Annotated in this window: 19 protein-coding genes; 11 read left to right on the top strand and 8 right to left on the bottom strand. The window is 69.7% G+C overall.

Annotation, left to right across the window (positions count from 1 at the left end; all coding sequences use genetic code 11):
• Positions 1 to 37: 37 nt before the first annotated feature.
• Both H9L17_RS09060 and acs read right to left on the bottom strand, forming a co-directional pair.
• On the bottom strand, positions 38 to 709 hold the full coding sequence (locus tag H9L17_RS09060; RefSeq protein ID WP_187569148.1) for a response regulator: 672 nt from the start codon (positions 707 to 709) through the stop codon (positions 38 to 40).
• An 86-nt stretch (positions 710 to 795) separates the two neighbouring features.
• On the bottom strand, positions 796 to 2,739 hold the full coding sequence (gene acs, locus H9L17_RS09055) for an acetate--CoA ligase (RefSeq protein ID WP_187569147.1): 1,944 nt from the start codon (positions 2,737 to 2,739) through the stop codon (positions 796 to 798).
• Positions 2,740 to 2,926: 187 nt separating this feature from the next.
• Here acs and H9L17_RS09050 point away from each other — a divergent pair, with 187 nt between their 5' ends.
• The 3 genes from H9L17_RS09050 (at position 2,927) to H9L17_RS09040 (ending at position 8,233) form a co-directional block, all read left to right on the top strand.
• Positions 2,927 to 4,306: a DcaP family trimeric outer membrane transporter gene (locus H9L17_RS09050; protein WP_187569146.1), complete on the top strand. Its 1,380-nt coding sequence runs from the start codon at positions 2,927 to 2,929 to the stop codon at positions 4,304 to 4,306.
• 11 nt (positions 4,307 to 4,317) lie between these two features.
• Entirely contained in the window at positions 4,318 to 5,982 is a 1,665-nt protein-coding gene (locus H9L17_RS09045) for an MFS transporter (protein WP_187569145.1), read from the top strand.
• A 136-nt stretch (positions 5,983 to 6,118) separates the two neighbouring features.
• Positions 6,119 to 8,233, top strand: a complete 2,115-nt coding sequence (locus H9L17_RS09040) for a M13 family metallopeptidase (protein WP_187569144.1) — start codon at positions 6,119 to 6,121, stop codon at positions 8,231 to 8,233.
• A gap of 55 nt (positions 8,234 to 8,288) precedes the next feature.
• Here H9L17_RS09040 and H9L17_RS09035 read toward each other — a convergent pair whose 3' ends face one another.
• The 3 genes from H9L17_RS09035 to mutM form a co-directional block, all read right to left on the bottom strand.
• Positions 8,289 to 11,093, bottom strand: a complete 2,805-nt coding sequence (locus H9L17_RS09035; RefSeq protein WP_187569143.1) for a serine/threonine-protein kinase — start codon at positions 11,091 to 11,093, stop codon at positions 8,289 to 8,291.
• A 30-nt stretch (positions 11,094 to 11,123) separates the two neighbouring features.
• On the bottom strand, positions 11,124 to 11,705 hold the full coding sequence (locus H9L17_RS09030; protein ID WP_187571919.1) for an ECF-type sigma factor: 582 nt from the start codon (positions 11,703 to 11,705) through the stop codon (positions 11,124 to 11,126).
• A gap of 134 nt (positions 11,706 to 11,839) precedes the next feature.
• The gene (gene mutM, locus H9L17_RS09025) at positions 11,840 to 12,652 is read right to left on the bottom strand and encodes a bifunctional DNA-formamidopyrimidine glycosylase/DNA-(apurinic or apyrimidinic site) lyase (RefSeq protein WP_187569142.1); all 813 of its coding nucleotides are present in this window, start codon (positions 12,650 to 12,652) and stop codon (positions 11,840 to 11,842) included.
• Positions 12,653 to 12,731: 79 nt separating this feature from the next.
• Between mutM and H9L17_RS09020 the strand changes: the two genes are divergently transcribed.
• From H9L17_RS09020 to H9L17_RS09000, 5 genes are all read left to right on the top strand, one after another.
• The gene (locus H9L17_RS09020) at positions 12,732 to 13,934 is read left to right on the top strand and encodes a DesA family fatty acid desaturase (RefSeq protein ID WP_187569141.1); all 1,203 of its coding nucleotides are present in this window, start codon (positions 12,732 to 12,734) and stop codon (positions 13,932 to 13,934) included.
• Positions 13,935 to 13,965: 31 nt separating this feature from the next.
• The gene (locus H9L17_RS09015; protein ID WP_187569140.1) at positions 13,966 to 14,298 is read left to right on the top strand and encodes an EF-hand domain-containing protein; all 333 of its coding nucleotides are present in this window, start codon (positions 13,966 to 13,968) and stop codon (positions 14,296 to 14,298) included.
• 27 nt (positions 14,299 to 14,325) lie between these two features.
• Entirely contained in the window at positions 14,326 to 14,766 is a 441-nt protein-coding gene (gene dtd, locus H9L17_RS09010; RefSeq protein WP_187569139.1) for a D-aminoacyl-tRNA deacylase, read from the top strand.
• Positions 14,767 to 14,867: 101 nt separating this feature from the next.
• Positions 14,868 to 16,724 (top strand): RNA polymerase sigma factor RpoD, encoded by a 1,857-nt coding sequence (rpoD, locus tag H9L17_RS09005; protein ID WP_187569138.1) that lies wholly within the window; start codon positions 14,868 to 14,870, stop codon positions 16,722 to 16,724.
• A 155-nt stretch (positions 16,725 to 16,879) separates the two neighbouring features.
• On the top strand, positions 16,880 to 19,228 hold the full coding sequence (locus tag H9L17_RS09000) for a GH92 family glycosyl hydrolase (protein WP_187569137.1): 2,349 nt from the start codon (positions 16,880 to 16,882) through the stop codon (positions 19,226 to 19,228).
• Here the strand turns inward: H9L17_RS09000 and H9L17_RS08995 are convergent.
• The 3 genes from H9L17_RS08995 to H9L17_RS08985 all read right to left on the bottom strand — a co-directional run bounded on the left by H9L17_RS08995 (position 19,201) and on the right by H9L17_RS08985 (position 21,931).
• Positions 19,201 to 19,629: a hypothetical protein gene (locus tag H9L17_RS08995; protein WP_187569136.1), complete on the bottom strand. Its 429-nt coding sequence runs from the start codon at positions 19,627 to 19,629 to the stop codon at positions 19,201 to 19,203. The two genes, H9L17_RS09000 and H9L17_RS08995, sit on opposite strands and share 28 nt — an antisense overlap.
• 380 nt (positions 19,630 to 20,009) lie before the next feature.
• The gene (locus tag H9L17_RS08990; protein WP_187569135.1) at positions 20,010 to 21,227 is read right to left on the bottom strand and encodes a sensor histidine kinase; all 1,218 of its coding nucleotides are present in this window, start codon (positions 21,225 to 21,227) and stop codon (positions 20,010 to 20,012) included.
• A complete protein-coding gene (locus H9L17_RS08985) occupies positions 21,224 to 21,931 on the bottom strand; it encodes a response regulator transcription factor (RefSeq protein ID WP_187569134.1) in 708 nt (235 codons plus the stop codon). Before H9L17_RS08985 ends, H9L17_RS08990 begins: the two co-directional genes overlap by 4 nt.
• 93 nt (positions 21,932 to 22,024) lie before the next feature.
• Between H9L17_RS08985 and H9L17_RS08980 the strand changes: the two genes are divergently transcribed.
• The 3 genes from H9L17_RS08980 to H9L17_RS08970 are packed head-to-tail and all read left to right on the top strand — an operon-like array spanning position 22,025 to position 24,821.
• The gene (locus H9L17_RS08980) at positions 22,025 to 23,974 is read left to right on the top strand and encodes an LTA synthase family protein (RefSeq protein WP_187569133.1); all 1,950 of its coding nucleotides are present in this window, start codon (positions 22,025 to 22,027) and stop codon (positions 23,972 to 23,974) included.
• On the top strand, positions 23,971 to 24,108 hold the full coding sequence (locus H9L17_RS08975; protein WP_187569132.1) for a hypothetical protein: 138 nt from the start codon (positions 23,971 to 23,973) through the stop codon (positions 24,106 to 24,108). Before H9L17_RS08980 ends, H9L17_RS08975 begins: the two co-directional genes overlap by 4 nt.
• Positions 24,109 to 24,149: 41 nt before the next feature.
• The gene (locus H9L17_RS08970; protein ID WP_187569131.1) at positions 24,150 to 24,821 is read left to right on the top strand and encodes an alpha/beta hydrolase; all 672 of its coding nucleotides are present in this window, start codon (positions 24,150 to 24,152) and stop codon (positions 24,819 to 24,821) included.
• Positions 24,822 to 24,855: the final 34 nt, after the last annotated feature.

Genomic DNA, 24,855 nt, shown 5'->3' with positions numbered 1-24,855 from the left:
ACGGCAACCGGGCATCAACGAACGAAGCCGCGCACGCTCAGCCGGGCTCGTCCTCGCCCGGCGCCACCGCGCTGCCCGGATCGACCAGCAATCGCCCGGCCAGCAGGATCGCCTGGGTGCGGTTGGACGCGCCCAGCTTGCGCAGGATCGCGCTCATGTGGGCCTTGATGGTGGCTTCCGAGACGCCCAGCTCGTAGCCGATCTGCTTGTTGAGCAGGCCGGCGCCGAGCATCTGCAGCACGCGGAACTGCTGCGGGGTGAGTTCGCGGATGCGGGCGGCGATGGCGCGCTCCTCGTCGGCCATCGGGCTGGCGCCGAGCGCGGCCTCGGGAATCCAGCGTTCGCCATCGAGCACCTGCCGCAGCGCGGCGGCGAGGATGGCGGCGTCGGAGGATTTCGGGATGAAGCCCATCGCGCCGTGGTCCAGCGCGCGGCGCATGATCTCCGGCTCCTCGCGCGCGGACACCATCACCACCGGCAGCTGCGGATGTGCGGCGCGCAGGTGCACCAGCGCGGAATAGCCCTGCACGCCGGGCATGTTGAGGTCGAGCAGCAGCAGATCGGCGTCGGGCTCGGCGTCCACCAGCGCGTACAGCGCGTTGGCGCTCTCGGCCTCGCGGATCCGCGCGTCGGGCAGCAGGCGCAGGGCCACGCCGCGCAGCGCCTCGCGGAATAGGGGGTGGTCGTCGGCGATGAGGAGCGTGGTCATAAAGGCCAGAAGTGAGCGAGGAGGAGTGAGAAGTGAGGAAAATGCTCTCGCTCACTTCTCACTTTTCTCCACTCGCTTCTCGCTCTTCACGCTTGCCGCCGGTTCTGCACCAGCGAATCCACCACCGAGGGGTCGGCCAGCGTGGTGGTGTCGCCGAGCTGGTCCGGCGCGTCCTCGGCGATCTTGCGCAGGATGCGGCGCATGATCTTGCCGCTGCGGGTCTTGGGCAGGCCCGGCGCCCATTGCAGGAAGTCGGGGGTGGCGATGGGACCGATCTCGCGGCGCACCCAGGCGACCAGTTCGTTGCGCAGCGCGTCGCTTTCGGTCTCGCCGGCCACCAGCGTCACGTAGGCGTAGATGCCCTGGCCCTTGATGTCGTGCGGGAAGCCGACCACCGCCGCTTCGGCCACCTTCGGGTGCGCCACCAGCGCGCTTTCCACTTCGGCGGTGCCGATGCGGTGGCCGGAGACGTTGATGACGTCGTCGACGCGGCCGGTGATCCAGTAGTAGCCGTCCTCGTCGCGGCGGCAGCCGTCGCCGGTGAAGTACATGCCGGGATAGGTCTTGAAGTAGGTGTCGATGAAGCGCTGATGATCGCCGTACACGGTGCGCATCTGGCCCGGCCAGGAATCCAGCAGGACGAGGTTGCCCTCGGCCACGCCGTCCAGCAGCGCGCCGTTGGCATCGACCAGCGCCGGTTGCACACCCGGCAGCGGCTTGGTCGCGGAGCCCGGCTTGAGGTCGGTGGCGCCGGGGATCGGGGTGATCAGCATGCCGCCGGTCTCGGTCTGCCACCAGGTATCGACCACCGGGCAGCGCGAATCGCCGACGTTCTCGTAGTACCAGCGCCAGGCTTCCGGATTGATCGGCTCGCCCACGCTGCCCAGGATGCGCAGCGACTTGCGCGAGGTCTTCTTCACCGGCTCCACGCCTTCGCGCATCAGCGCGCGGATCGCGGTCGGCGCGGTGTAGAAGATCGTGACCCGGTGCTTGTCGATGACCTCCCAGAAGCGCGAGAAGCTCGGGTAGTTCGGCACGCCCTCGAACATCACCTCGGTGCAGCCGTTCGCCAGCGGGCCGTAGACGATGTAGCTATGGCCGGTCACCCAGCCCACGTCGGCGGTGCACCAGAACACGTCGTCCGGCTTCAGGTCGAAGGTGACGTCGTGGGTGTAGGCCGCCCACAGCAGGTAGCCGCCGGTGGTGTGCAGCACGCCCTTCGGCTTGCCGGTGCTGCCGGAGGTGTAGAGGATGAACAGCGGGTCTTCCGCGTTCATGCGCGCAGGCGTACAGGTGGCGGGCTGGTCGTCCACCACCGCATCAAACCAGCGGTCGCGCGGCATCTGCATGTCGATGGCGCCGCCGGTGTGGCGCACCACCAGCACGGTTTCCACCGAGTTGGTGCCGGGCAGTTTGAGCGCGGCGTCCACGTTCGCCTTCAGCGGCACCTTCTTGCCGCCGCGCAGGCCCTCGTCGGCGGTGATGATGAGCTTGCTGGCGCAGTCGGAGACGCGGTCGGCGATGGAATTGGGCGCGAAGCCGCCGAACACCACCATGTGGATCGCGCCGATGCGCGCGCAGGCCAGCATCGCGACGGCCGCTTCCGGGATCATCGGCAGGTAGATGGTGACGCGGTCGCCCTTGCCGACGCCGAGACTGCGCAGCGCGTTGGCGAGCTTGCACACGCGGGCGTGCAATTCGCGATAGGTGAGCTTCTGCGCCGGCGCGTCCGGGCTGTCCGGCTCGAAGATCAGCGCGACTTTGTCGCCGTGCTGGTCCAGGTGCCGGTCGAGGCAGTTGACGCTGGCGTTGAGCTCGCCGTCGGCGAACCAGCGGATGCGGAAATCCTTGAGGTCGTAGCTCACGTCCTTGATGACGGTCGGCGCCTTGTACCAGTCGAGGCGCTTCGCCATGTCGCCCCAGAAGGCGTCGGGAGCGTTCAGCGCCTGCGCGTACGCGCGCTCGTAGGCGGCGCGGTCGATGTTCGCCTGCGCCGCGAAGCCGGGTTCGACCGGATAGACATCGCTCATCTTGTTTTCTCCCTGGTTCGTCGCGGCCGCACCGCCCGTTCCAAGTGTGCCGCATCCGCGCTGTTGCGACGCAGCAAGCGGCTTAGACCTTGGTCGAATGCGGCGCCAACTTCGACCAATGGCGAATAGGCGCGCGCCGCCGGCCGCCGCACGCTCGGCCGGTGCACTGATCTCTGGGAGGGGAACGATGGACGCACGCAATCTCCGCAGGCCGCTGGCGCTTGCGATCGTGGCGGCGCTGCTGCTGCCCGGCATGGCCTTCGCGCAGACCGCGAAAGAGAAAGAGCTGGAAGCCCGCATCGTCCAGCTCGAAGCGCAGGTGCAGGCGCTGCTGGGCGCACAGCAGCGGCAGCAGGACGCGCTGGCGCAGCAGCAGGGTTCGATCGAACAGGCGCAGGCGAAGCTCGACGCGGTGCAGGTGGCGCAGGCCGACGGCAAGCCGAAGCTCCAGTCGACGCCGATCCTCACAGCGGGCAATCCGGACACGCGCTTCAGCTTCGGCGGCTTCATCAAGGTCGATGCGATGGCGACCAGCACCAACGCCGGCGAGATCGCCGACGGCAGCGCCGGCCGCATGTTCTACCTGCCCAGCGCGATCCCGGTGGGCGGCGCGGACGAATCGCGCACCGACCTCGACACCCACGCGCAGTTCTCGCGCTTCTGGTTCGCCAGCGACGGCGAGGTGCAGGGCCACAAGGCGCGCGCCTACCTGGAGTTCGACCTGTTCGGCGGCGGCATGGGCAACCTCGGCAACCAGGCCTCCACCAACACCCACGGCGTGACGTTGCGCCAGGCCTACGTGAGCTGGGACAAGTGGCTGGCCGGCCAGACCTGGTCGAACTTCCAGGACGTGGCGGCGCTGCCGGACGCGGTGGATTTCGTCGGCCCGACCGAGGGCACGGTGTTCGTGCGCCAGACCCAGCTGCGCTACAGCAGCGGGCCGTGGGCGGTGTCGCTGGAGAATCCGCAGACGGTGGTGTCGGCGTATCGCGGCACCGCGCGCACCACCAGCGACGACGGCAATCTGCCGGATATCACCGCGCGCTGGACCAGCAAGGGCAGCTGGGGCCACTTCAGCGTCGCCGGCATCGCCCGCCAGCTGCGCATGGACACCGCGACCTCGCACGCCAGCGGCAACGGCTACGGCCTGAGCGTGTCCGGCAAGGTCAACCTCGGCGCCAGCGACGACCTCCGCTACATGCTCACCGGCGGCACCGGCATCGGCCGCTACGTCGGCTTCGCGCTGGGCCCGGACGGCACGCTGGACGCGGCCGGCGGCGACATCGAATCGACCGGCGTGCTGGCCGGCTTCGTGGCCTGGCGGCACGTGTTCGATCCGAAGCTGCGCGGCAGCCTGATGCTCTCGCGCGCGCAGCTCGACAACGAAACCGGCTGGACCGGCTTCGGGGTCACGAAATCCGCGCAGTCGATCCACGCCAACCTGATCTATTCGCCGTTCCCGAAGCTCGACGTGGGCGCCGAACTGATCTGGGGCAACCGCGAACTCGAAAGCGGCGCCGACGGCGATCTGCGCCGGCTGCACGCCACTATCAAGTACAGCTTCTGAGGGAGAACCGCATGTCCAGCATTTCCGCCACCGGCGCGGCCCACGCCAGCGCGCTCACCCAGGGCCACAAGAAGGTCATCTTCGCCTCCAGCCTCGGCACCGTGTTCGAGTGGTACGACTTCTACCTCTACGGCTCGCTCGCCGCGATCATCGCCAAGCAGTACTTCAGCGGCCTCAACGACACCAGCGCATTGATCTTCGCGCTGCTGGCGTTCGCCGCCGGCTTCGCGGTGCGGCCGTTCGGCGCGATCGTGTTCGGCCGGCTCGGCGATATGATCGGGCGCAAGTACACCTTCCTGGTCACCATCGTGATCATGGGCCTGTCCACGTTCTGCGTGGGCCTGCTGCCCAGCTACGCCAGCATCGGCTTCGCCGCGCCGGCGATCCTGATCGCGCTGCGGCTGCTGCAAGGCCTGGCGCTGGGCGGCGAGTACGGCGGCGCCGCCACCTACGTGGCCGAGCACGCGCCGCACGGCAAGCGCGGCCTGTACACCAGCTTCATCCAGACCACCGCCACGGTGGGCCTGTTCCTGTCGCTGCTGGTGATCCTGGGCTGCCAGACGATGCTGGGCAAGGAGGCGTTCGACGACTGGGGCTGGCGGGTGCCGTTCCTGCTCTCCATCGTGCTGCTGGGCGTGTCGGTGTGGATCCGCATGCAGCTGCACGAGTCGCCGCTGTTCCAGCAGATGAAGGCCGAGGGCAAGACCTCGAAGGCGCCGATCACCGAGAGCTTCTTCTCGAAGAACGGCAAGATCGTGCTGCTGGCCCTGCTCGGCGCCACCGCCGGCCAAGCCGTGGTCTGGTACGCCGGCCAGTTCTACGCGATGTACTTCCTGTCGCAGACGCTGAAGGTGGACAACACCACCACCTGGCTGATGATCGCCGCCGCGCTGGCGCTGGGCACGCCGTTCTTCCTGTTCTTCGGCTGGCTGTCGGACCGGATCGGCCGCAAGAGGATCGTCATGGCCGGCTGCCTGATCGCCGCGCTGACCTACTTCCCGCTGTTCAGGGCGCTGACCCACTACGCCAACCCGGCCATCGAGGAAGCCGCCGCCACCAGCCCCACCGTGGTGCACGCGGACCCGGCCACCTGCTCGTTCCAGTTCGATCCGGTCGGCAAGAAGAAGTTCACCAGCTCCTGCGACATCGCCACCACCGCGCTGGCCAAGGCGGGCGTGCCCTACGCCGTGGAAGCCGCGCCGGCCGGCAGCGTGGCGCGGGTCACCGTCGGCGCGACGGCGGTGGACGGCTACGAAGGCGCGGGCCTGGGCAAGGACGAAGCCAAGGCCAGGGCGGACGCGTTCGGCGGCGAACTGAAGGCGGCGCTGACCGGTGCCGGCTATCCGGAGAAGGCCGATCCGGCGCGCGTGGACAAACCGATGGTGGTGCTGATCCTGACCGTGCTGGTGATCTACGTGACGATGGTCTACGGGCCGATCGCGGCGTGGCTGGTGGAGCTGTTTCCCACCCGCATCCGCTACACCTCGATGTCGCTGCCTTACCACATCGGCAACGGCTGGTTCGGCGGCTTCCTGCCGACCATCGCCTTCGCCCTGGTCGCCGCCACCGGCAACATCTACTACGGCCTGTGGTACCCGATCGTGATCGCGCTGATGACCTTCGTGATCGGCTCGCTGTTCCTGCGCGAGACCAAGGACGTGGACATCACCCAGTAACGCCCCGCCCCCACGCGGATGCAGCGGACGCCGGCCATGCGCCGGCGTTCGTCTGTCCGGCGGTCTGACTTCCTGCACTTGCCGCGGGCGCCGATCGGCGCAGGATAGGCCGGCCTTTCCACCGGACCGACTCCGCATGAACACCGCTTCCGTTCGCCGCACCCCGCTCGCTCTGGCGCTGCTGTGCGCCATTGGCGTCTCCCTGACCGCCTGCAAGCCGTCCGCCGGCGACGCGCCGAAGGCCGAAGCCGCCGCGCCCGCCCCGGCGGCGGCGCCCACCGTCGGCATCGACCTGGCCGGCATCGACAAGTCGGTGCAGCCGGGCGACGACTTCTACGCCTACGCCAACGGCAACTGGCAGAAGACCACCGAGATCCCCGCCGACCGCGCCAGCACCGGCGTGTTCTACACCGTGTTCCAGACCGCCGAGAAGCGCCTGTCCGACCTGGTGCAGGGCCTGCAGAAGAACAACCCGGCCGCCGGCAGCAACGAGCGCAAGATCGCCGACTACTACGCCGCCTACATGGACGAGGCCGGCATCGAATCGCGCGGGCTGGCCCCGCTGCAGCCGACGCTGGACGCGGTAGCGGGCATCGGCGACGGCAAGGCGCTGTCGGCCTACCTCGGCGGCGCGCTGCGCGCCGACGTCGATCCGGTCAACGCCACCAACTACTACACCGAGAACCTGTTGGGCCTGTTCGTGGCCGCCGGCCTCGACTCGCCGGACAAAAACACCGGCTACCTGCTGCAGGGCGGCCTGGGCATGCCCGACCGCGAGTACTACCTGTCCGCCGACAAGGACATGGCGAAGAACCGCGACGCCTACAAGGCCTACATCGCCGCGCTGCTCAAGCAGGCCGGCGACGCCGACGCCGACAAGAAGGCGCAGGCGGTCTTCGACCTCGAAATGAAGATCGCCAAGGCGCAGGCCAGCGTGGTGGACACCCAGGACATCCACAAGGCCAACAACCCGTGGCCGATCGCCGACTTCGGCAAGCAGGCGCCGGGCATCGACTGGCCGGCGTTCTTCGACGCCGCGCAGCTGTCCGGCCAGCCGTCGCTGGTGACCTGGCAGCCGGATGCGATCAGGAAGCTGTCCGCGCTGGTCGCCAGCGAGCCGCTGCAGACCTGGAAGGACTACCTGCGCTTCCACGCGATCAACCACAGCGCCGCGCTGCTGCCCAAGGCCTACGCCGACCTGCGCTTCGGCTTCTACGGCACCCAGCTGTCCGGCACCACCCAGCAGCGCAACCGCTGGAAGCGCGCGCTGGCCGCCACCGACGGCGCGCTGGGCGACGCCATCGGCCAGCTGTACGTGAAGCAGTACTTCCCGGCCTCGTCGAAGGCGCAGGTCGAGGCGATGGTGAACAACATCCTCGCCGCGTTCCGCGACGGCGTGGACAAGCTGGAGTGGATGACGCCGGAAACCAAGAAGCTGGCCAAGCAGAAGGCCGAAACCATGCTGGTCGGCGTCGGCTATCCGGACAGCTGGCGCGACTATTCCTCGCTGGAAGTGAAGGCCGACGACGCGCTGGGCAATGCGCTGCGCGCCGGCCAGGCCGAATACCGCCACCAGCTGGCCAAGCTCGGCAAGGCGCCGGACCGCAAGGAATGGTGGATGACGCCGCAGACGGTCAACGCGGTGAACCTGCCCCTGCAGAACGCGATGAACTTCCCCGCCGCGATCCTGGAAGCGCCGTTCTTCGATCCCAAGGCCGACGCGGCCGCCAACTACGGCGCGATCGGCGCGGTGATCGGCCACGAGATCAGCCACGGCTTCGACAACCTGGGCGCCGAGTTCGACGCGCAGGGCCGCCTGCACAACTGGTGGACGCCGGAGGATGCCGCCCACTTCAAGGCCGCCGCCGACCGGCTGGCCGCGCAGTACGACGGCTACGAGGCGCTGCCGGGCCTGCACATCAACGGCAAGCAGACGCTGGGCGAGAACATCGCCGACGTGTCCGGCCTGCAGGCCGCCTACGTGGCCTACCACAAGTCGCTGGGCGGCAAGGACGCGCCGGTGATCGACGGCCTGAGCGGCGACGAGCGCTTCTTCCTCGCCTTCGCCCAGGCCTGGCGCAGCAAGATGCGCGACGCCGCGCTGCGCGCGCAAGTGGTCGGCAACGAGCACGCCCCCGGCCAGTGGCGCGCGCTGACCGTGCGCAACATCGACGCGTGGTACGACACCTTCAAGGTGGCCGAAGGCCAGAAGCTGTTCCTCAAGCCCGAGGACCGGGTGAAGATCTGGTAAGCCGCGCTCGCCCGCGACGCCAGGGAACGCCGGCCCCGTGCCGGCGTTTCCTTTTTCAGGCGGCCGGAACGCCGCAGGCGTCGCGCAGGCGCTGCACCTCGCGCGGGATCGCGCCGCCCTCGGGAAGCGCCTGGCGCATTTCCGCCAGCACCGCGTCGAACGCCGCCTGCGCCTGCGCGGGTTTTCCGACGCACTGCGCCTGTGACGCGTAGGCGCGCGCCAGCCAGGCGGCCTTGCGCTGCTCCAGGTCGACGCTGCGCGTCTGCCCGTAGCCGGCCAGGCGCAGCAGCGCTTTGAGGTCGCCCTCGCGGGCCTGGAAGCGGGCCAGCGCGATTTCCGCGCGGCGGGTATGCGAGTGATCGGGGCCGAAGCCGTCGCGGGTCAGCCGCACCGCCTTCTCCAGCGCGGCGCGCGCGGGCGCGGTCTGGTCCAGCGCGGCCAGCACTTCGCCGAGCAGGCGCTCGGCATCGCCCACCAGCGCGTGGTCGGCGCCGAGCTGGCGGCCGCGCAGGGCGACGGCTTCGTTCGCCAGCGGCAAGGCTTCGCGGTCGCGGCCGGCGTCGTGCAGGACCAGCGCCAGGTGGAAGGCGCCACCGGCGATCAGGCCGGCGTTGCCGGTCTTGCGCCAGGTCGCCAGCGACTGGCGCAGCAGGCGCAGCGCGCGCTCGCTGTCGCCGCGCTCCCAGGCCACCAGGCCGAGGCTGTCGTTGGCGCGCGCCAGGTCGGGATGGTCGCCGTCGAGGCGCGCGCGCATCCATGCGGTGGTGTCCTGCAGGATCGCCTCGGCCTCGTTGAAGCGGCCGAGGTCGACGTACAGCGCGGCCAGCTGGCGGTTGGCGTCGATGACGGCGCGATGGTTGCGGCCATGCAGTTCCTCGGCCAGCCGCAGCGAGGCGCGGCAGTCGCGCACCGCTTCGGCCATCGCGTCGGTGGTGCGCTCCAGCACGCACATCGCGCGCAGCATGTCGATCGCCTGCGGATGGTGGTCGCCGGCCTTGCGGCGCAGCTGCGCCAATCCGGTTTCCAGCGCGCGCAGCGCCGCGCGCGGCTGGCCGGCGTCGGCCTGCAGGTTGGCCATGTCGAGCAGGGTCGCGGCGGTGCCGGCGGCATCGTCCTGGCGGCGGCGCAACTCCAGCGCGCGCGCGAACAGGCGTTCTGCCGCCGCACCTTCGTCCAGGTCGCGGCGGCAGCGGCCGAGCTGAGAATAGAACTCGGCCGCCTGCAGCGGCAGCCGCTGCTCCTCGTCGCGGGCGGCGGATTCCAGCGGCTGCATTCGCGCCGCGCAGCCGCGCGCGTCGCCCAGCTGGCGGCGCGCGTTGCCGTGCAGCGCGGCCGCCTCCAGGCGCAGGCTGGCCGGCGCGTCCGGCAGCACCGCTAACAGCACGGACTGGCGCTGCAGCAGGTCGTCGGCCTCGCGGTAGTCGCCAAGGTTGAGGCGCAGCTGCGCCACCGCGCCGTAGAGTTCGGCGCGCGCCTGCGGCTGCCGGGCCAGGCTGCGCTCGCCGCGCAGGATGCCCATGTCGAGCAGGCTGCGCAGGTCGATCGGGGTGTTGGGCGAGCTGCCGGCGTCCTGGAACAGTTCGGCCACGAAGCGCTGCATCGCCTGCGCGCGGGTCGCCTCGCGCAGCGCGCGCTGCGCCTGCCAGCCGACCACGCCCAGCGCCGCGCTCAGCACCAGCAGGATCGCGGCGCCGGCGGCGATCGCCCAGCGGTGGCGGTGGAAATACTTGCGCACGCGGTAGCCCAGGCGTTCGCCGCGCGCCTGCACCGGCCGCCCGCGCAGGTAGCTCAGCAGGTCCTGCGACAGCGCCTCGGCGGAGACGTAGCGGCGCGGCGGCGACTTCGCCAGCGCCTTCAGCACGATGTTGTCGAGGTCCCCGGCCAGCTCGCGCGCCAGCCGCGCCGGCGAATACGGGCGGATCACGTCGGGCTCGGCCTGCGCCGCCGCCTGCGAGGGCCGCTGCGGTTCGCCGTCGAGGATCGCCTCCTCCCACTCGGCGTCGGTCTGGCGCTTGAGCCGGTACGGCTTGCCGCCGGTCAGCAGCTCGTACAGCACCACGCCCAGCGAATACACGTCGGTCATGGTGGTGACCGGCTCGCCGCGGATCTGCTCCGGCGCGGCGTAGTGCAGGGTGAACGCGCGCACGCCGGTGCGGGTCTGCTCCACCGGCAGCGGCTGCACGTCGAGCAGCTTGGCGATGCCGAAGTCGAGCAGGCGCACGTGCCCGGCCGGCGTCACCAGGATGTTCGACGGCTTGAGGTCGCGGTGCACGATCAGGTTGGCGTGCGCGTGGCTGACCGCCTCGCAGACCTGGCGGAACAGGTCGAGGCGCGCGGCGATGTCGAGGTGGCGCGACTGGCAGTAGCTGGTGATCGGCTCGCCTTCGACGTATTCCAGCGCGAGGTAGGGCTGGCCGTTGTGGTCGATGCCGGCGTCCAGCAGCCGCGCGATGTAGGGATGGGCGAAGCGCGCCAGGATCTCGCGCTCGCGGTCGAAACGCTGGCGCAGCTTGGGATCGGCCAGCCCCGGCCGCAGCAGCTTGAGCGCGACCTTGCGCTCGTACATGCCGTCGGCGCGCTCGGCCAGCCAGACCTGGCCCATGCCGCCCTCGCCCAGCAGCCGCTCCAGCCGGTACGGGCCCAGCCGCGCGCCGGCGGTGACGCCGGCCGGCAGGGTCACCACCGGGGTGTCGAGGAAGCTAGCGTCGTCGGCGTCCAGCGCCAGCAGGCGTTCGAGTTCGTCGGCCAGCGCCGGGTCTTCCGCGCGCAATGCGCGCAAGTGTTCCTCGCGCTGTTCGTCAGGCAGCTCGAGCAGCGCGTCGAGCAGGGGGGACAGGCGTTGCCAGCGTTCCAGATCCATGCGGGCCGCCGCGTTCGCCCGACCTCGCGGTCAGCCGTCCGCCGGTTCCTTCAGCGAGGCCAGCAGGAACATCCGCGCCTTCTGCCAGTCGCGGCGCACGCTGCGTTCGGAACGCTGCAGCAGCGCCGCGATTTCCAGCTCCGACAATCCGGCGAAATAGCGCAGCTCCACCACCTGGGTCAGGCGCGGATCGACGGCGGTGAGCCGGTTCAACGCGGTGTCCAGCCCCAGCATGTCCTCGTCGAGGCTGAGCCCGCCCTCGATGTTCTCCGGCAGCTCGGTGACCCGGTGCAGGTCGCCGCCGCGCTTCTGCGCCAGCCGCTGGCGCGCGTAGTCCACGATCACCGAACGCATCGCCGACGCCGCGTAGGCGAAGAAATGCGCGCGGTCGTCGAACTGCGCGCTGCCGTTGCCGCGCCCGACCAGCTTGAGGTACGCCTCGTGCACCAGCGCGGTGGCGTCGAGCGTGTGCCCGTGCTGCTGCCCGGCCAGCTGCCGGCGCGCCATCCCGTGCAGTTCCTGGTACAGCGCGGAGAGCACGCGGTCGAGCGCGCCGCGATCGCCATCGCGCGCGGCGTCCAGCAGGACGGTGATGTCGCCATCAAGGGGCATCGCGACCAACGGGCGGCTCGGGGGAAGGCCGGACTATAGCGAATGCGGGAAGCGAGTGGAGAGGAGCGAGGAGTGAGCAAGAGCCGAATGGCTTCCTCTCGTTCCTCACTCCTCTCCACTCACTCCTCGCCCTTTCACCGCTGGCAATGCCCGCACCACACCGTCGCGCGCTGGCCGATGCTGGCCTGCTTCATCGCGCGTCCGCAGCGCGGGCAAGGTTCGCCGCCGCGTCCGTAGGCCAGCAGCTCCTGTTCGAAATAGCCGGGCGCGCCGTCCGGGCTGATGAAGTCGCGCAGGGTGGTGCCGCCGCGCGCGATGGCGTGCGCGAGGATCGACTTCACCGCCTCCGCCAGCGCCGCGTAGCGCTCGCGCGACACCTTGCCCGCCGCGCGCAGCGGCGAGAGCCCGGCCATGAACAGCGCCTCGGCGGCGTAGATGTTGCCCACGCCCACCACCACCGACTGGTCCATCAGGAAGGTCTTGACCGGCGCCTTGCGGCCGCGGCTCAGGTCGAACAGGTAATCCCCATCGAACGCATCGGACAGCGGCTCCGGCCCGAGCCCGGCCAGCAGCGGATGCGTCTCGCCCGGCATCTGCCACAGCAGGCAGCCGAACCGGCGCGGATCGTTGAAGCGCAGCACGCGGTCGTTGTCGAGCGCGATGTCCACGTGGTCGTGCGCCCGCACCGGCGTGTCCTCCGGCAGCACGCGCAGGCTGCCGGACATGCCGAGGTGCAGCAGCGCGCTGCCGGCGTCGGTGTCCAGCAGCAGGTATTTGGCGCGCCGGCGGATCGCGTCGATGCGCCGCTCCGGCAGCAGGTCCTCCACCTCGCGCGGGATCGGCCAGCGCAGGTCGGGCCGGCGCAGCAGCACGCGCTCCACGCGGCGGCCCTCGACGTGCGGCAGCAGGCCGCGGCGGGTGGTTTCGACTTCGGGCAATTCGGGCATGCGCGCATGATGCCGCGCCGGCTGGCGTACAGCCATGCCGTGGCATGATGACGCCGCACCTTCCCCCACGAGTCACCCGATGCCCGCGTCCTTCCTTGATTTCCTTGCCGGCGGCCTGCTCCAGTTCGGCTGGTGGGAAATGCTGCTGTACCTGCTGGTCGTCACCCAGATCACCATCTTCACCGTCACCCTGTACCTGCATCGCAGCCAGGCGCATCGCGGCGTGGATTTCCATCCGGCCGTCGCGCATTTCTTCCGCTTCTGGTCGTGGCTGACGACGTCGATGATCACGAAGGAGTGGGCGGCGATCCACCGCAAGCACCACGCCAAGTGCGAGACCGAGGACGACCCGCACAGCCCCATGCACAAGGGCATCGGCAACGTGCTGTGGAAGGGCGCCGACATGTACCGCGAAGCGCGGCTGGCGCGCGCCGATATCGAGCAGTACGGCAAGGGCTGCCCGGACGACTGGATCGAGCGCCGCCTCTACACCCGCTTCGCCAACGCCGGCGTGGTCCTGCTGCTGGTCCTGAGCTTCGTGCTGTTCGGCGCCAAGGGCGTGGCCGTGTGGGCGATCCAGATGGCGTGGATTCCGTTCTGGGCGGCCGGCGTCATCAACGGCCTCGGCCACTGGTGGGGCTACCGCAACTTCGAGACTACCGACACCGCCACCAACCTGACCCCGTGGGCGGTGTGGGTGGGCGGCGAGGAACTGCACAACAACCACCACGCGTTCCCGTCCTCGGCCAAGTTCGCGCTGCGCCGCTTCGAGTTCGACATCGGCTGGGCGGCGATCAGGCTGCTGGAGAAGCTGCACCTGGCGAAGGTGCTGCGCGTCGCGCCCTCGCTGGACCTGCGCCCCAACATCGCGATGCCGGACGCCGAAACGCTGAAGGCGCTGCTGGCGCACCGCTTCCAGGCGATGACCGATTACCAGCGCAACGTGCTGAAGCCGGCGCTGAAGGAAGAAGCCGCCGCCGCGGGCGCGAAGCTGCGCGCGCTGCTGCCGCGCAAGCTGCGCAAGGGCATGGTCGACGACGGCCGCTGGCTCAAGCCCGACGCGCGCGCGCAGCTGCAGGCGTGGATCGATGCGCGCCCACGCATCCAGGCGCTGGTCGAGCACCGCAAGCGCCTCGCCGACGTGCTGGAAAGCCGCAGCCACGACGCCGCCGAACGCCTGCGCCGCCTGCAGGCCTGGTGCGCCGAGGCCGAGGCCAGCGGCGTGCGCGCGCTGCAGGACTACGCGGCCCGCCTGCGCGGCTACGCGCTGGTGCAGGCCTGATCCGAAGGGGCCGCAAGGCCCCGCTCCGCGCATGAGGTTCGCCGCCGCCCTCGCGCTGTCGCTGGCCTTGCCGGCGGCGGCGCATGCGCAGGTGCAGCGCACCGACGACTATCTTTCGCGGATGGATGCGGACGGCGACGGCAAGGTGTCGCTGCCCGAATACCTCGACTGGATGGGCTACGCCTTCGACCGCATGGACCGCGACCGCGACGGCGTGCTGTCTCCCGCCGAGCAGCCGGGCGGCAAAGGCAAGCCCATCACCCGCGACGCGCACCGGGCGCAGCTCGCCGAACGCTTCCGCAAGCAGGACGCCAACCGCGACGGCCACCTCGATGCCCGGGAACTGGCCGCGCCGCCGCGGTAGGCCGGCTCCGCCTCCTACAATGCCGCCATGCTCGCCCTGATCCAGCGCGTGACCGAAGCCAAGGTGACCGTCGACGACGCCGTGGTCGGCGCCATCGGCCCCGGCCTGCTTGCATTGGTGGCGGTGGAGCCCGGCGATGGCGAGCCGCAGTTCCGGCGGCTGGCGCAACGCCTGCTCGGTTACCGCATTTTCGGCGACGATGCCGGCAAGATGAACCGCTCTTTGTCGGATATCGGCGGCGGCCTGCTGTTGGTCAGCCAGTTCACCCTGGCCGCCGACACCCGCAGCGGCATGCGCCCCAGCTTCACCACCGCCGCCCCGCCCGTTGAAGCTGAACGCGGCTTCGACCGGCTGGTCGCGATCTGCCGCGCACTGCATCCGCCGGGGGTGGAAACCGGGCGTTTCGGTGCCCATATGGTGGTCAGCCTGGTCAACGACGGCCCGGCCACGTTCCTGCTCCGGCCCTGATCCCGCCACGCTGGGTAGGCCGGCCACCCCGCCGGGCGGTATAATGCTTGGTTCTCTTTCTGCGGTCGCCCGCGGATCCCCACGACACGGTAGCACCCTCCATGGCCAACGAACGGCAGATCGCCCCCCAGTCCGACATCAAGCTCCTGATTTCCAAGGGTCTGGAGCAAGGCTATCTGACCTACGCCGAGGTCAACGACCACCTGCCCGACGACATGGTCGATCCGGAGCAGCTGGAAGACATCATCGGCATGATCAACGGCATGGGCATCGAGGTGCACGAAGTGGCGCCCGATGTGGAAACCCTGCTGCTGGCCGGCCAGCAGGCCGGCGGCCGCGAGGTGGACGAAACCGCCGCGGAAGAAGCCGCCGCCGCGCTGACCTCGGTGGACACCGAGGGCGGCCGCACCACCGACCCGGTGCGCATGTACATGCGCGAGATGGGCACGGTGGACCTGCTGACCCGCGAGGGCGAAATCGCCATCGCCAAGCGCATCGAGGAAGGTCTGGCGCAGATGAACGCCGCGCTGGCCAGCTTCCCGTGGTCCACCCAGCTGCTGCTGGAGGACTGGGAACTGCACAAGGCCGGCAAGAAGCGCCTGGCCGAACTGGTGGTCGGCTTCAACGACGAGGAACCGGAACCGGAGCCCGCGCCGGTGGCCACCGACGACGTCAATGACAGCGACGCCGAGGAAGACGAAGACGAGGACACCGGCGGCGACGCCGACGAGCCGGCACCGACCGGCCCGGACCCGGCCGAAGTCGCCGCCCGCATGGAGGCGCTGGCCGCCGCCTACGGCCGCTTCGAGAAGGCCTACGCCAAGGGCGGCCCGGAGGCCAAGGCCGCACTGAAGGCGCGCGAAGAGATCGCCGCGATCTTCGTCACCCTGAAGCTGCCGCTGCCGCTGACCGACGCGCTGGTGCGCAAGCTGCGCGACGCCGTCAACCAGGTGAAGGAACACGAGCGCCGCATCCTCGACCTGTCCACCCGCGTCGCCAAGATGCCGCGCAAGGACTTCCTGAAGGCGTGGGACGGCAACCAGACCAACCTCGAATGGGTCGACGAGCTGCTGAAGCGCAAGCAGAAGTGGGGCTCGGCCCTGCGCGACGTGCGCGAGCAGATCATCGCCGAGCAGGAAGCCACCATCGCGCTGGAGAAGGCGATGCATGTGAGCCTGGCCGACCTCAAGGAAATCAATCGCGCGATGGCCTACGGCGAAGCCAAGGCGCGCAAGGCCAAGAAGGAGATGGTCGAGGCGAACCTGCGCCTGGTGATCTCGATCGCCAAGAAGTACACCAATCGCGGCCTGCAGTTCCTCGACCTGATCCAGGAAGGCAACATCGGCCTGATGAAGGCGGTGGACAAGTTCGAGCACCGCCGCGGCTTCAAGTTCTCGACCTACGCCACGTGGTGGATCCGCCAGGCGATCACCCGCTCGATCGCCGACCAGGCGCGCACCATCCGCATCCCGGTGCACATGATCGAGACGATCAACAAGCTCAACCGCATCTCCCGCCAGATGCTCCAGCAGTACGGCCGCGAGGCCACGCCGGAAGAGCTGGCGAAAGAGATGGACATGCCCGAGGACAAGATCCGCAAGGTCATGAAGATCGCCAAGGAGCCGATCTCGATGGAGACGCCGATCGGCGACGACGAGGATTCCCACCTCGGCGACTTCATCGAGGACACCAACGTGATGTCCCCGATCGACGCCACCACCGACATCAACCTGATCGAGACGGTGCGCAACGTGCTGGCCGGGCTGACCCCGAGGGAAGCCAAGGTGCTGCGCATGCGCTTCGGCATCGACATGAACACCGACCACACGCTGGAAGAAGTCGGCAAGCAGTTCGACGTCACCCGCGAACGCATCCGCCAGATCGAGGCGAAGGCGCTGCGCAAGCTGCGCCATCCGTCGCGTTCGGAAACGCTGCGCAGCTTCCTCGACATCGACTGACCGCCCTTCCCTTCTCCCCGCCTGCGGGGAGAAGGTGCCGAAGGCGGATGAGGGGCGCTTCCCTCGCAAAACCCCGCTCCGGCGGGGTTTTGCATTTCTGCCTCTGCACCCGCGTGATAGCGTTCGACCTCCCAATGCGGAACCGGAGGTGCGGGATGCGAAGCGGAATGCGGATGGCGTTCGCGGGACTGGCGCTGCTGCTGGCGGCGGGCGCAGCGGCGGCGGACCGGGACGATGCCGGCCAGCGCGCATTCGCGGCGGTCGATCCCTTCATCGGCACCGGCGGCGAAGGCCACACCTTCCCCGGCGCGACGCGGCCGTTCGGCATGGTGCAGCTCAGCCCCGACACCCGCATCCAGACCCGCAAGGACGGCTACGGCTGGGCGGCGGGCTACCGGCATTCCGACAGCACCATCGTCGGCTTCTCGCACACGCACTTTTCAGGCACCGGCCATTCCGACCTCGGCGACGTGCTGCTGATGCCGACCGTCGGCGAGTTGAAGCTCGAACGCGGCGATCCCGACAAGCCGGGCTCTGGCTACACCTCGCGCTTCTCGCACGCCACCGAAACCGCCGAGCCCGGCTACTACGCGGTGACGCTGACCGACGGCGGCATCCGCGCCGAACTCACCGCCGGCGCGCGCGTCGGCGTGCACCGCTACGCCTTCCCGCAGAGCCAGCCGGCACACATCGTGCTCGACCTGCGCACCTCGATGTACGACTACCCGGGCAAGGTGCAGTGGTCGCGCATCCGCGTTCGGCCCGACGGCACCGTCACTGGCTTCCGCGAAACCCGCGGCTGGGCGCCGGGCCGGCAGCTGTACTTCGCGCTGCGCTTCTCGCAGCCGATGACCGGCCATGCGCTGCACGACACCGAGCAGAACGTGCCGTACAAGGGCTTCCCGCCGCCGGGCGAGAAAGACCCGGCGCAGCGCGCGCAGATCGAGGGCCGTCAGCTGGTCGCCGGCTTCGACTTCGGCAGCGCGCTGCGCGGGCCGCTGGTGGCGAAGCTGGCGATCTCGCCGGTCAGCGAGGACGGCGCCATCGCCAACCTCGACGCGGAAATGCCGGGCTTCGACTTCGACCGCGTTCGCGCCGACGCCAAAGCAGAATGGGCAAAGGCGCTGGGCGTGGCCGAGATCGACGCGCCTGAACCGCAACGCAAGGCGTTCTTCACCGCGCTCTACCACGCGCTGCAGGCGCCCAGCCTGTTCATGGACAGCGACGGCCGCTATCGCGGCCCGGACAACGCCGTGCACCAGGCGAAGGGCTGGACGAACTATTCCACCTTCTCGCTGTGGGACACCTACCGCGCCCTGCACCCGCTGCTGACCATCGTGCAGCCGGAGCGGCGCACCAGCGACATCGTCAACTCGCTGCTCGCTTCGCGCCGCGAAAGCCCCTACGGCGTGCTGCCGGTATGGGCGTTCCACGGCCTGGAGACGTGGTGCATGATCGGCTACCACGCGGTGCCGGTGATTGCTGATGCATACATGAAGGGCATCCGCGACTTCGACGCCAATGAAGCGCTAGATGCGATGGTGGCGAGCGCGAGCTATGGCCCGTATGACGGCATCGCCCAGTACATGCAGCTCGGCTACGTGCCGATCGACGAGGAAGGCGAAGCCGCCAGCAAGACGCTGGAATACGCCTTCGACGACTGGACGATCCACCGCATGGCGCAGGCGATGGGCCGCAAGGACGTCGCCGACGCATTCGGCCAGCGCGCAGGCAACTGGCAGCACGCTTTCGATCCCGACACCGGCTTCATGCGCGCCCGCAAGCGCGACGGCAGCTTCCGCACCCCGTTCGATCCGGACGCTAGCGGCTACGGCACCGACTACACCGAGGGCAACGCCTGGCAATACTCGTGGTACGTGCCGCAGGACGTGGCCGGCCTCGCCGCCGCGCACGGCGGAACGGACAAGCTGCTCGCGCGCCTCGACGCGGTATTCGACGCCAAGGTCGATCCCAAGGTGTTCGAGCACATGGAGGACATCACCGGCCTGATCGGCTGGTACGCCCACGGCAACGAACCCAGCCACCACGTCGCCTACCTCTACGCCTACGCCGGCCAGCCGTGGCGCACGCAGGCGCGGCTGAAGCAGGTGATGGACACCCAGTACAAGCCCACGCCCGACGGCCTGGCCGGCAACGACGACCTCGGCCAGATGTCGGCCTGGTACGTGTTCACCGCGCTCGGCTTCTACCCGGTCGCGCCGGGCAGCAACCAGTACATCCTCGGCCGTCCGTTCGTGCGCAAGGCGACGCTCAACCTGCCGAACGGCAAACGCTTCAGCGTGATCGCCGACGGCCTCGACGACGCGCATGGCTACGTCGGCAGCGTGACCCTCGACGGCAAGCCGCTGAATCGCGTCTACATCACCCACCAGGAACTGATGGCCGGCGGCGAACTGCGCTTCGCCATGCAGGCGCAGCCGAACCGCGAGTGGCCGGGGGCGAAGGCGAAGTCGCCTTATTCGATGTCGAACCCAGAAGAATGATCGGACTTCTTCCTCAAGCGTTGCACCGAACTCATGTCGAGTTCGGGAAAGTGCGCTTCGGCATGACAGTTGGCGCACAGCAGGATGCACTTGCGAAGTTCGGCGTCGATGGCATCGCGGTTCCGGTTGGATAGCGAGCGCACATCGAGATTGAACGCCTTCAGTTCCGGATCGAGGTGGTGCCAGGACAGGGCGGCCATGTTGCGGGCGTATCCGCAGCGGCTGCACTTGCCACCGCAGACCTCGACCAGCTCCAGCTTGCGCGCGAGCCCACGTTCCTGCTGACTCGAATAAGTCTGATGGCGATTATTCGTATCGCGGTTCTTGCAGATTCGGGAACAGAAGCGCCGCTGGCGTCCATGCAGGACAGCACCACAGACATGGCACGATTCGGATTCCATCCAATCAGGATAATCCGAAATCAGCGGATGACCGTTTCCGGCTGCGTTGCTACGATGTCGGGAACGGGCCTATAGCTCAATGGTTAGAGCAGAGGACTCATCGAAAGGTGACCCCGGCACCGGAAGGGCCGGCGGAAAAACGGGATGAATTCAGGGAAACCCTAGCGGTTCGGCCGAGGGCAATCCTGAGCCAAGCCGGCGGTACACCGCCGGAAGGTGCAGAGACTACCTGGGGGCTGCAGCGCCCTTGATGACAGGCTTGAGCCTCCCGCACCCCACCAGCGCAGGCTGAGGGTGATGAGATAGTCCACGCCGGTGCGAAAGCGCCGGGCAGCGTGAATCCTTTGGTTCCAGGTTCGAGTCCTGGTGGGCCCACCAGATCAGTGCAGGCGAATCGAAATCCGCCCGGGCGCGTCGAACGCCATCCGCCAGCCCAGCCGCGCGGCGAGGCGATCCAGCAGCGCGGAGCCGGTGCCGATATCGGCGCGCATCGATGCGCTAACGGCATCCATCTGCTCCGGCTCGATCCGCAGCAGCAGGCATTCCGGCTCCAGGTCCAGATGCAGCGTGCCGTCGGTGCGCGACTGCACCAGCTGGCGCGCCAGCCCCGCAATCAGCAGCACGGCCTCGCGCGACGCGGTTTGCAGCTCGCCCTCGGCGTCGACGTGCACGGCGATCCCGGGCCTGCCGGCCAGCGCCATGTCGGCCGCCTCCCGCAGCAGTTGCTCGACATCCACGGTTTCGATCTGCAACGGCTTGCGCCGCGCCGCCGCCAGCATCGCTTCCAGCAGGCGGCGCATCTCGGCGACGCCGCGCTCCAGCCGCGCGTGGCGCGCGCGCTGCGCGAGCGATGCGGTGTCGTCGTCCTGCAGCACTTCGGCCACGCCCTGGATCACCGCCAGCGGCGTGCGCAGTTCGTGGCTGGCGTCGGCCAGGAACGCCTGCTCGTGCGCGTCGGCGTCGACCAGCCTGGCCTGGTAGCCGTCGATGGCGCGCGCCAGCCGGCCGAGGTCGTCGTCGCTGACGCCGGCCGCCAGCCGCGTGGGTTGCGGCTGCACGGGCAGGGCTTCCACGCCTTCGGCCAGCGCTTGCACCGGGCGCAGCGCGATGCCGGCCAGCAGCCAGCCCAGCCAGCCGGACAGCGCGGTGCCGAGCACGAGCATCGCCGCCACCAGCAGGCTCAGGTGGCGCTCCGTCGCTTCGATGTCGCCCAGGTCGATGACGAACACCAGCCGCCCCGCCGCGGTGTCGAACACGCCCACATGGGCGTTCTCGTTGTCCGGATCTTCGTGCACGCCGAGCGGGAAGCCGGCGTAGACGCGCGGCAGCGCCGGATCGTCGATGCGATAGCCGCGCAGGCGCTGGGTCTGCGGCAGTTGCGCCGGCAGGCGGTTGGCAAGCCGAAGCCCGTAGTCCTCGGCCTGGCCGCTCAATATCTCGTTGGCGAACACGTATTCGTAATCGTCGGCCACCGCCAGCAGCGCGAACGACGCCAGCCCGCTGAGCAGCAGGCCCAGCAGCGTCGCCAGCAGGGCGAAACGGTGGCGCAGCGACAGCGGCATGCGCCTGGCGGTTGCCGACCCGGTCGAAGCGTTCATGCCGCCTCCACGATGCGGTAGCCGACGCCGCGCACGGACTGCAGCATCGCCCGTGCGAACGGCCGGTCGACCAGCGCGCGCAGTTCGTAGATCTGCGTCTGCAGGGCCGCCGCGCCGGCGCCGTCCGCGCCCCATGCGGCTTCGATCAGGCGCGCGTGCGGGACGATGCGCGGGGCGTCGCGCAGCAGCGCTTCCAGCAGCGCGCCCTGCAGGCGGGTCAGCGGGATGCGCCGGCCTTCGCGCTCCGCGGTCAGCGCCTGCGGATCGTAGGCCAGCGCGCCGTGCGCCAACCGCCCGGCCGGCGGCCGGCCGCGCCGCTGCACCGCGCGGATGCGCGCTTCCAGTTCGCGCATCGCGAAGGGTTTGACCAGGTAGTCGTCCGCGCCTTCGGCGAAGCCGCGCAGCTTGTCGTCCAGGGTGTCGCGCGCGGTCAGCATCAGCACGGGCACGCCGCGTCCTGCCTCGCGCAGGCGGCGGCACAGTTCCAGCCCGTCCATGCGCGGCAGGCCGAGGTCGAGCACGATGGCGTCGAAGTCGCCACGCATCGCCCGCGCCAGGCCGCTGATGCCATCGGCGCAGTGGTCCATTTCGTAGCCGCGCCGTTCGAGGAAATCCCAGATGTTGGCGGCGATGTCGTGCTGGTCTTCGATCAGCAGGACGCGCAGACCCAATGCGGGCAAGCCGGGCGGGTTCGGGCTGGACATGGCGATAGCCTGCCACCGCCGGCCGGCGCGGCGTTAACGGACGGCTGAGATTCGGCTGAGGCGCGCTTACCGGCCGCGCCACAGGCTGGCCGCATGACCTGGTTTTCCGACGCGCGCTTCGGCCGCTTCCGCCCGCTGCTATGGCTGGGCGCCTGTTTCCTGGCGATCTCCGCCCTGACACGGCTGGCGCTGCTGGCCGCCGCCGGCAGCGGCGTGCCGGCTTCGCCCGGGCTGTGGCTGTACGCGTTCGGCGTGGGGCTGGGCTACGACCTGCTGGCCTTCGTGTATTTCGCCTGGCCGCTGGTGCTGCTGCTGTGGCTGCTGCCGGCGGGCTGGCTGCTGCGCCGGCGCGGGCGCCTGCCGGTCGGCGCGCTATGCCTGGCGTTGCTGTTCGCGCTGCTGTTCGTGGCCGTCGCCGAGTGGACGTTCTGGGACGAGTTCCAGGCGCGCTTCAACTTCATCGCGGTGGACTACCTCGTCTACACCACCGAGGTGATCGGCAACATCCGCGAGTCGTATCCGGTGGGTTGGATCCTGGCGGCGCTGGCGGGCGCGACGCTGGCGATGTTCTTCCCGACCCGCCGCTGGCGGCAGCCGCGGCGCGACGATGCCGGCTTCGCGTTGCGCTCGCTGGTGGCCGGCGCATGGCTGGCGCTGAGCCTGCTGGGCGGCTGGCTGGTCAGCGGCGACATGAAGGACCGCACCGCCAACACCTACGTCAACGAGCTGGCCGGCAACGGCATCTACCAGTTCTTCGCCGCCTACCGCAGCGCCTCGCTCGACTATCCGCGCTACTACCGCACCGTGCCGATCGACGAAGCCTGGGCGCAGGTGCGCGCGCAGGTGGCGACGCCCGACGCGACCTTTTTCGGCCCCACCGGCATCGCCCGCCACATCCACAACGCCGCGCCGGAGCGGCGGATGAACGTGGTGCTGATCAGCGTGGAAAGCCTGTCGGCCGAGTTCTCCGGCAGCTACGGCCGCAAGGAGTCGCTGACGCCGAACCTCGACGCGCTGACCCCGCGCAGCCTGCTGTTCTCCGACCTGTGGGCCACCGGCACCCGCACCGTGCGCGGGCTGGAGGCGCTGTCGCTGTCGGTGCCGCCCACGCCCGGCGAATCCATCGTCAAGCGCGAACGCAACGCGGGACTGGCGACGCTGGGCGAGGTGTTCCGCCGCAAGGGCTACCACGCGCAGTTCCTGTACGGCGGCTACGGCGCGTTCGACAACATGAACGCCTACTTCGGCCACAACGGCTACGACGTGCACGACCGCACCGAAATCCCGTCCAAGGACATCCACCACGAAAACGTCTGGGGCGTCGCCGACGAAGACCTCTACACGATGGCGCTCAAGCGGTTCGACGCCGACTTCGCCGCCGGCAGGCCGTTCTTCGCGCACGTGATGACCACGTCGAACCATCGCCCCTACACCTTCCCCGCCGGCCGCGGGCCGTGGCCGCAGGGCAGGCGCGAAAGCGCGGTGGCCTACACCGACTGGGCGATCGGCGATTTCCTGCGCCGCGCGCGCGGCAGGCCGTGGTTCGACGACACCCTGTTCGTCATCACCGCCGACCACTGCGCCTCCAGCGCCGGCATCGCCGCGCTGCCGGCGTTCCGCTACCTCATCCCGCTGTGGTTCTACGCGCCCGGCGGGCAGGTCGCGCCGGGGCGCTTCGACCGCATGGCCAGCCAGATCGACATCCCGCCGACGCTGCTCGGCCTGCTCGGCATGGACTACGACAGCCAGTTCTACGGCGTCGACGTGTTCCAGCAGTCGCCCGGCCGCGAGCGCGCGCCGATCGGCACCTACCAGCTGCTGGGCTATCTGCGCGGCGGCAGGCTGGTGCAGCTCTCGCCGCACCGGAAGGTGGACACGCTGCGGCCGGCGCTCGCGCGCGACCAGCCGCAGCCCGAACTGCCGGAAGATCCGGCGCTGACGCTGCAGGCGATCAGCGCCTACCAGACCGCCGCCGCCGCGTTCGCCGACGGCGCGATGACGCAGGCCGCACTCGACCGGGCCGCACGCAGGATGCGGCCATGACCAAGGGAATCCCGACGATGGGCAACACCTCACTTCACCGCATCGCGCACGCGTTCTGGAGCGCCGCGTTCGTGCTGTTCGCATGTCTGGCGTACCGGGGCCGCTTCGATCACCGCGGCGACGGCCGGCGTTGAGCGCGCGGCATAATGCCGGCGTCCTCCGCCTGGAACCGCGCATGCTGCTCGATACCGTCGAACACGAAACCGGCCCCGATCCGCAGTGGTGCGTGCTGTGGCTGCACGGCCTCGGCGCGGACGGCAACGACTTCGCGCCGATCGTGCCGGAGTTGGTGCGTAGGGAATGGCCGGCGCTGCGCTTCGTGTTCCCGCACGCACCGGTGCGCGCGGTGACCATCAACGGCGGCGCGCGGATGCGGGCGTGGTACGACATCCGCGATTTCGATCTCGCCAACCGCGCCGACCTGGAAGGCGTCGACGAATCGGTCGCGCAGACCAACGCGCTGATCGAACGCGAAGCCGCACGCGGCATTCCGCCGCAGCGCCTGCTGCTGGCCGGGTTCTCGCAGGGCGGCGCGATCACGCTGGCGGCCGGTCTCGCCCGCGCGCAGCCGCTGGCGGGACTGATCGCGCTCTCGACCTATCTGCCGATGCCGCTGGCACTGGCGCAGCAGCGGCTGCAGCCGCAGGCCGCGTCGCAGCCGCTGTTCATGGCGCACGGCGCGTTCGATCCGGTGGTGCCGCCAGCCGCCGGCGAGGCCGCGATGCAGGCCATGCGCGGGTTCGGCTTCGACGCGCAGTGGCGGCGCTATCCGATGCAGCACCAGGTCTGCGCCGAGGAGATCGGCGACCTCGCCGACTGGATGGGCGCGCGCCTCGAAGCCGGCTGAGGTGACGCGCGCCGCGCCGCGCGGCTACCATCGC

The organism is Thermomonas brevis, assembly GCF_014395425.1.
GTDB classification, from domain to species: domain Bacteria; phylum Pseudomonadota; class Gammaproteobacteria; order Xanthomonadales; family Xanthomonadaceae; genus Thermomonas; species Thermomonas brevis.
Note: the sequence above shows the minus strand (reverse complement) of the source record. Positions and strands in the feature narration are given on the sequence as shown.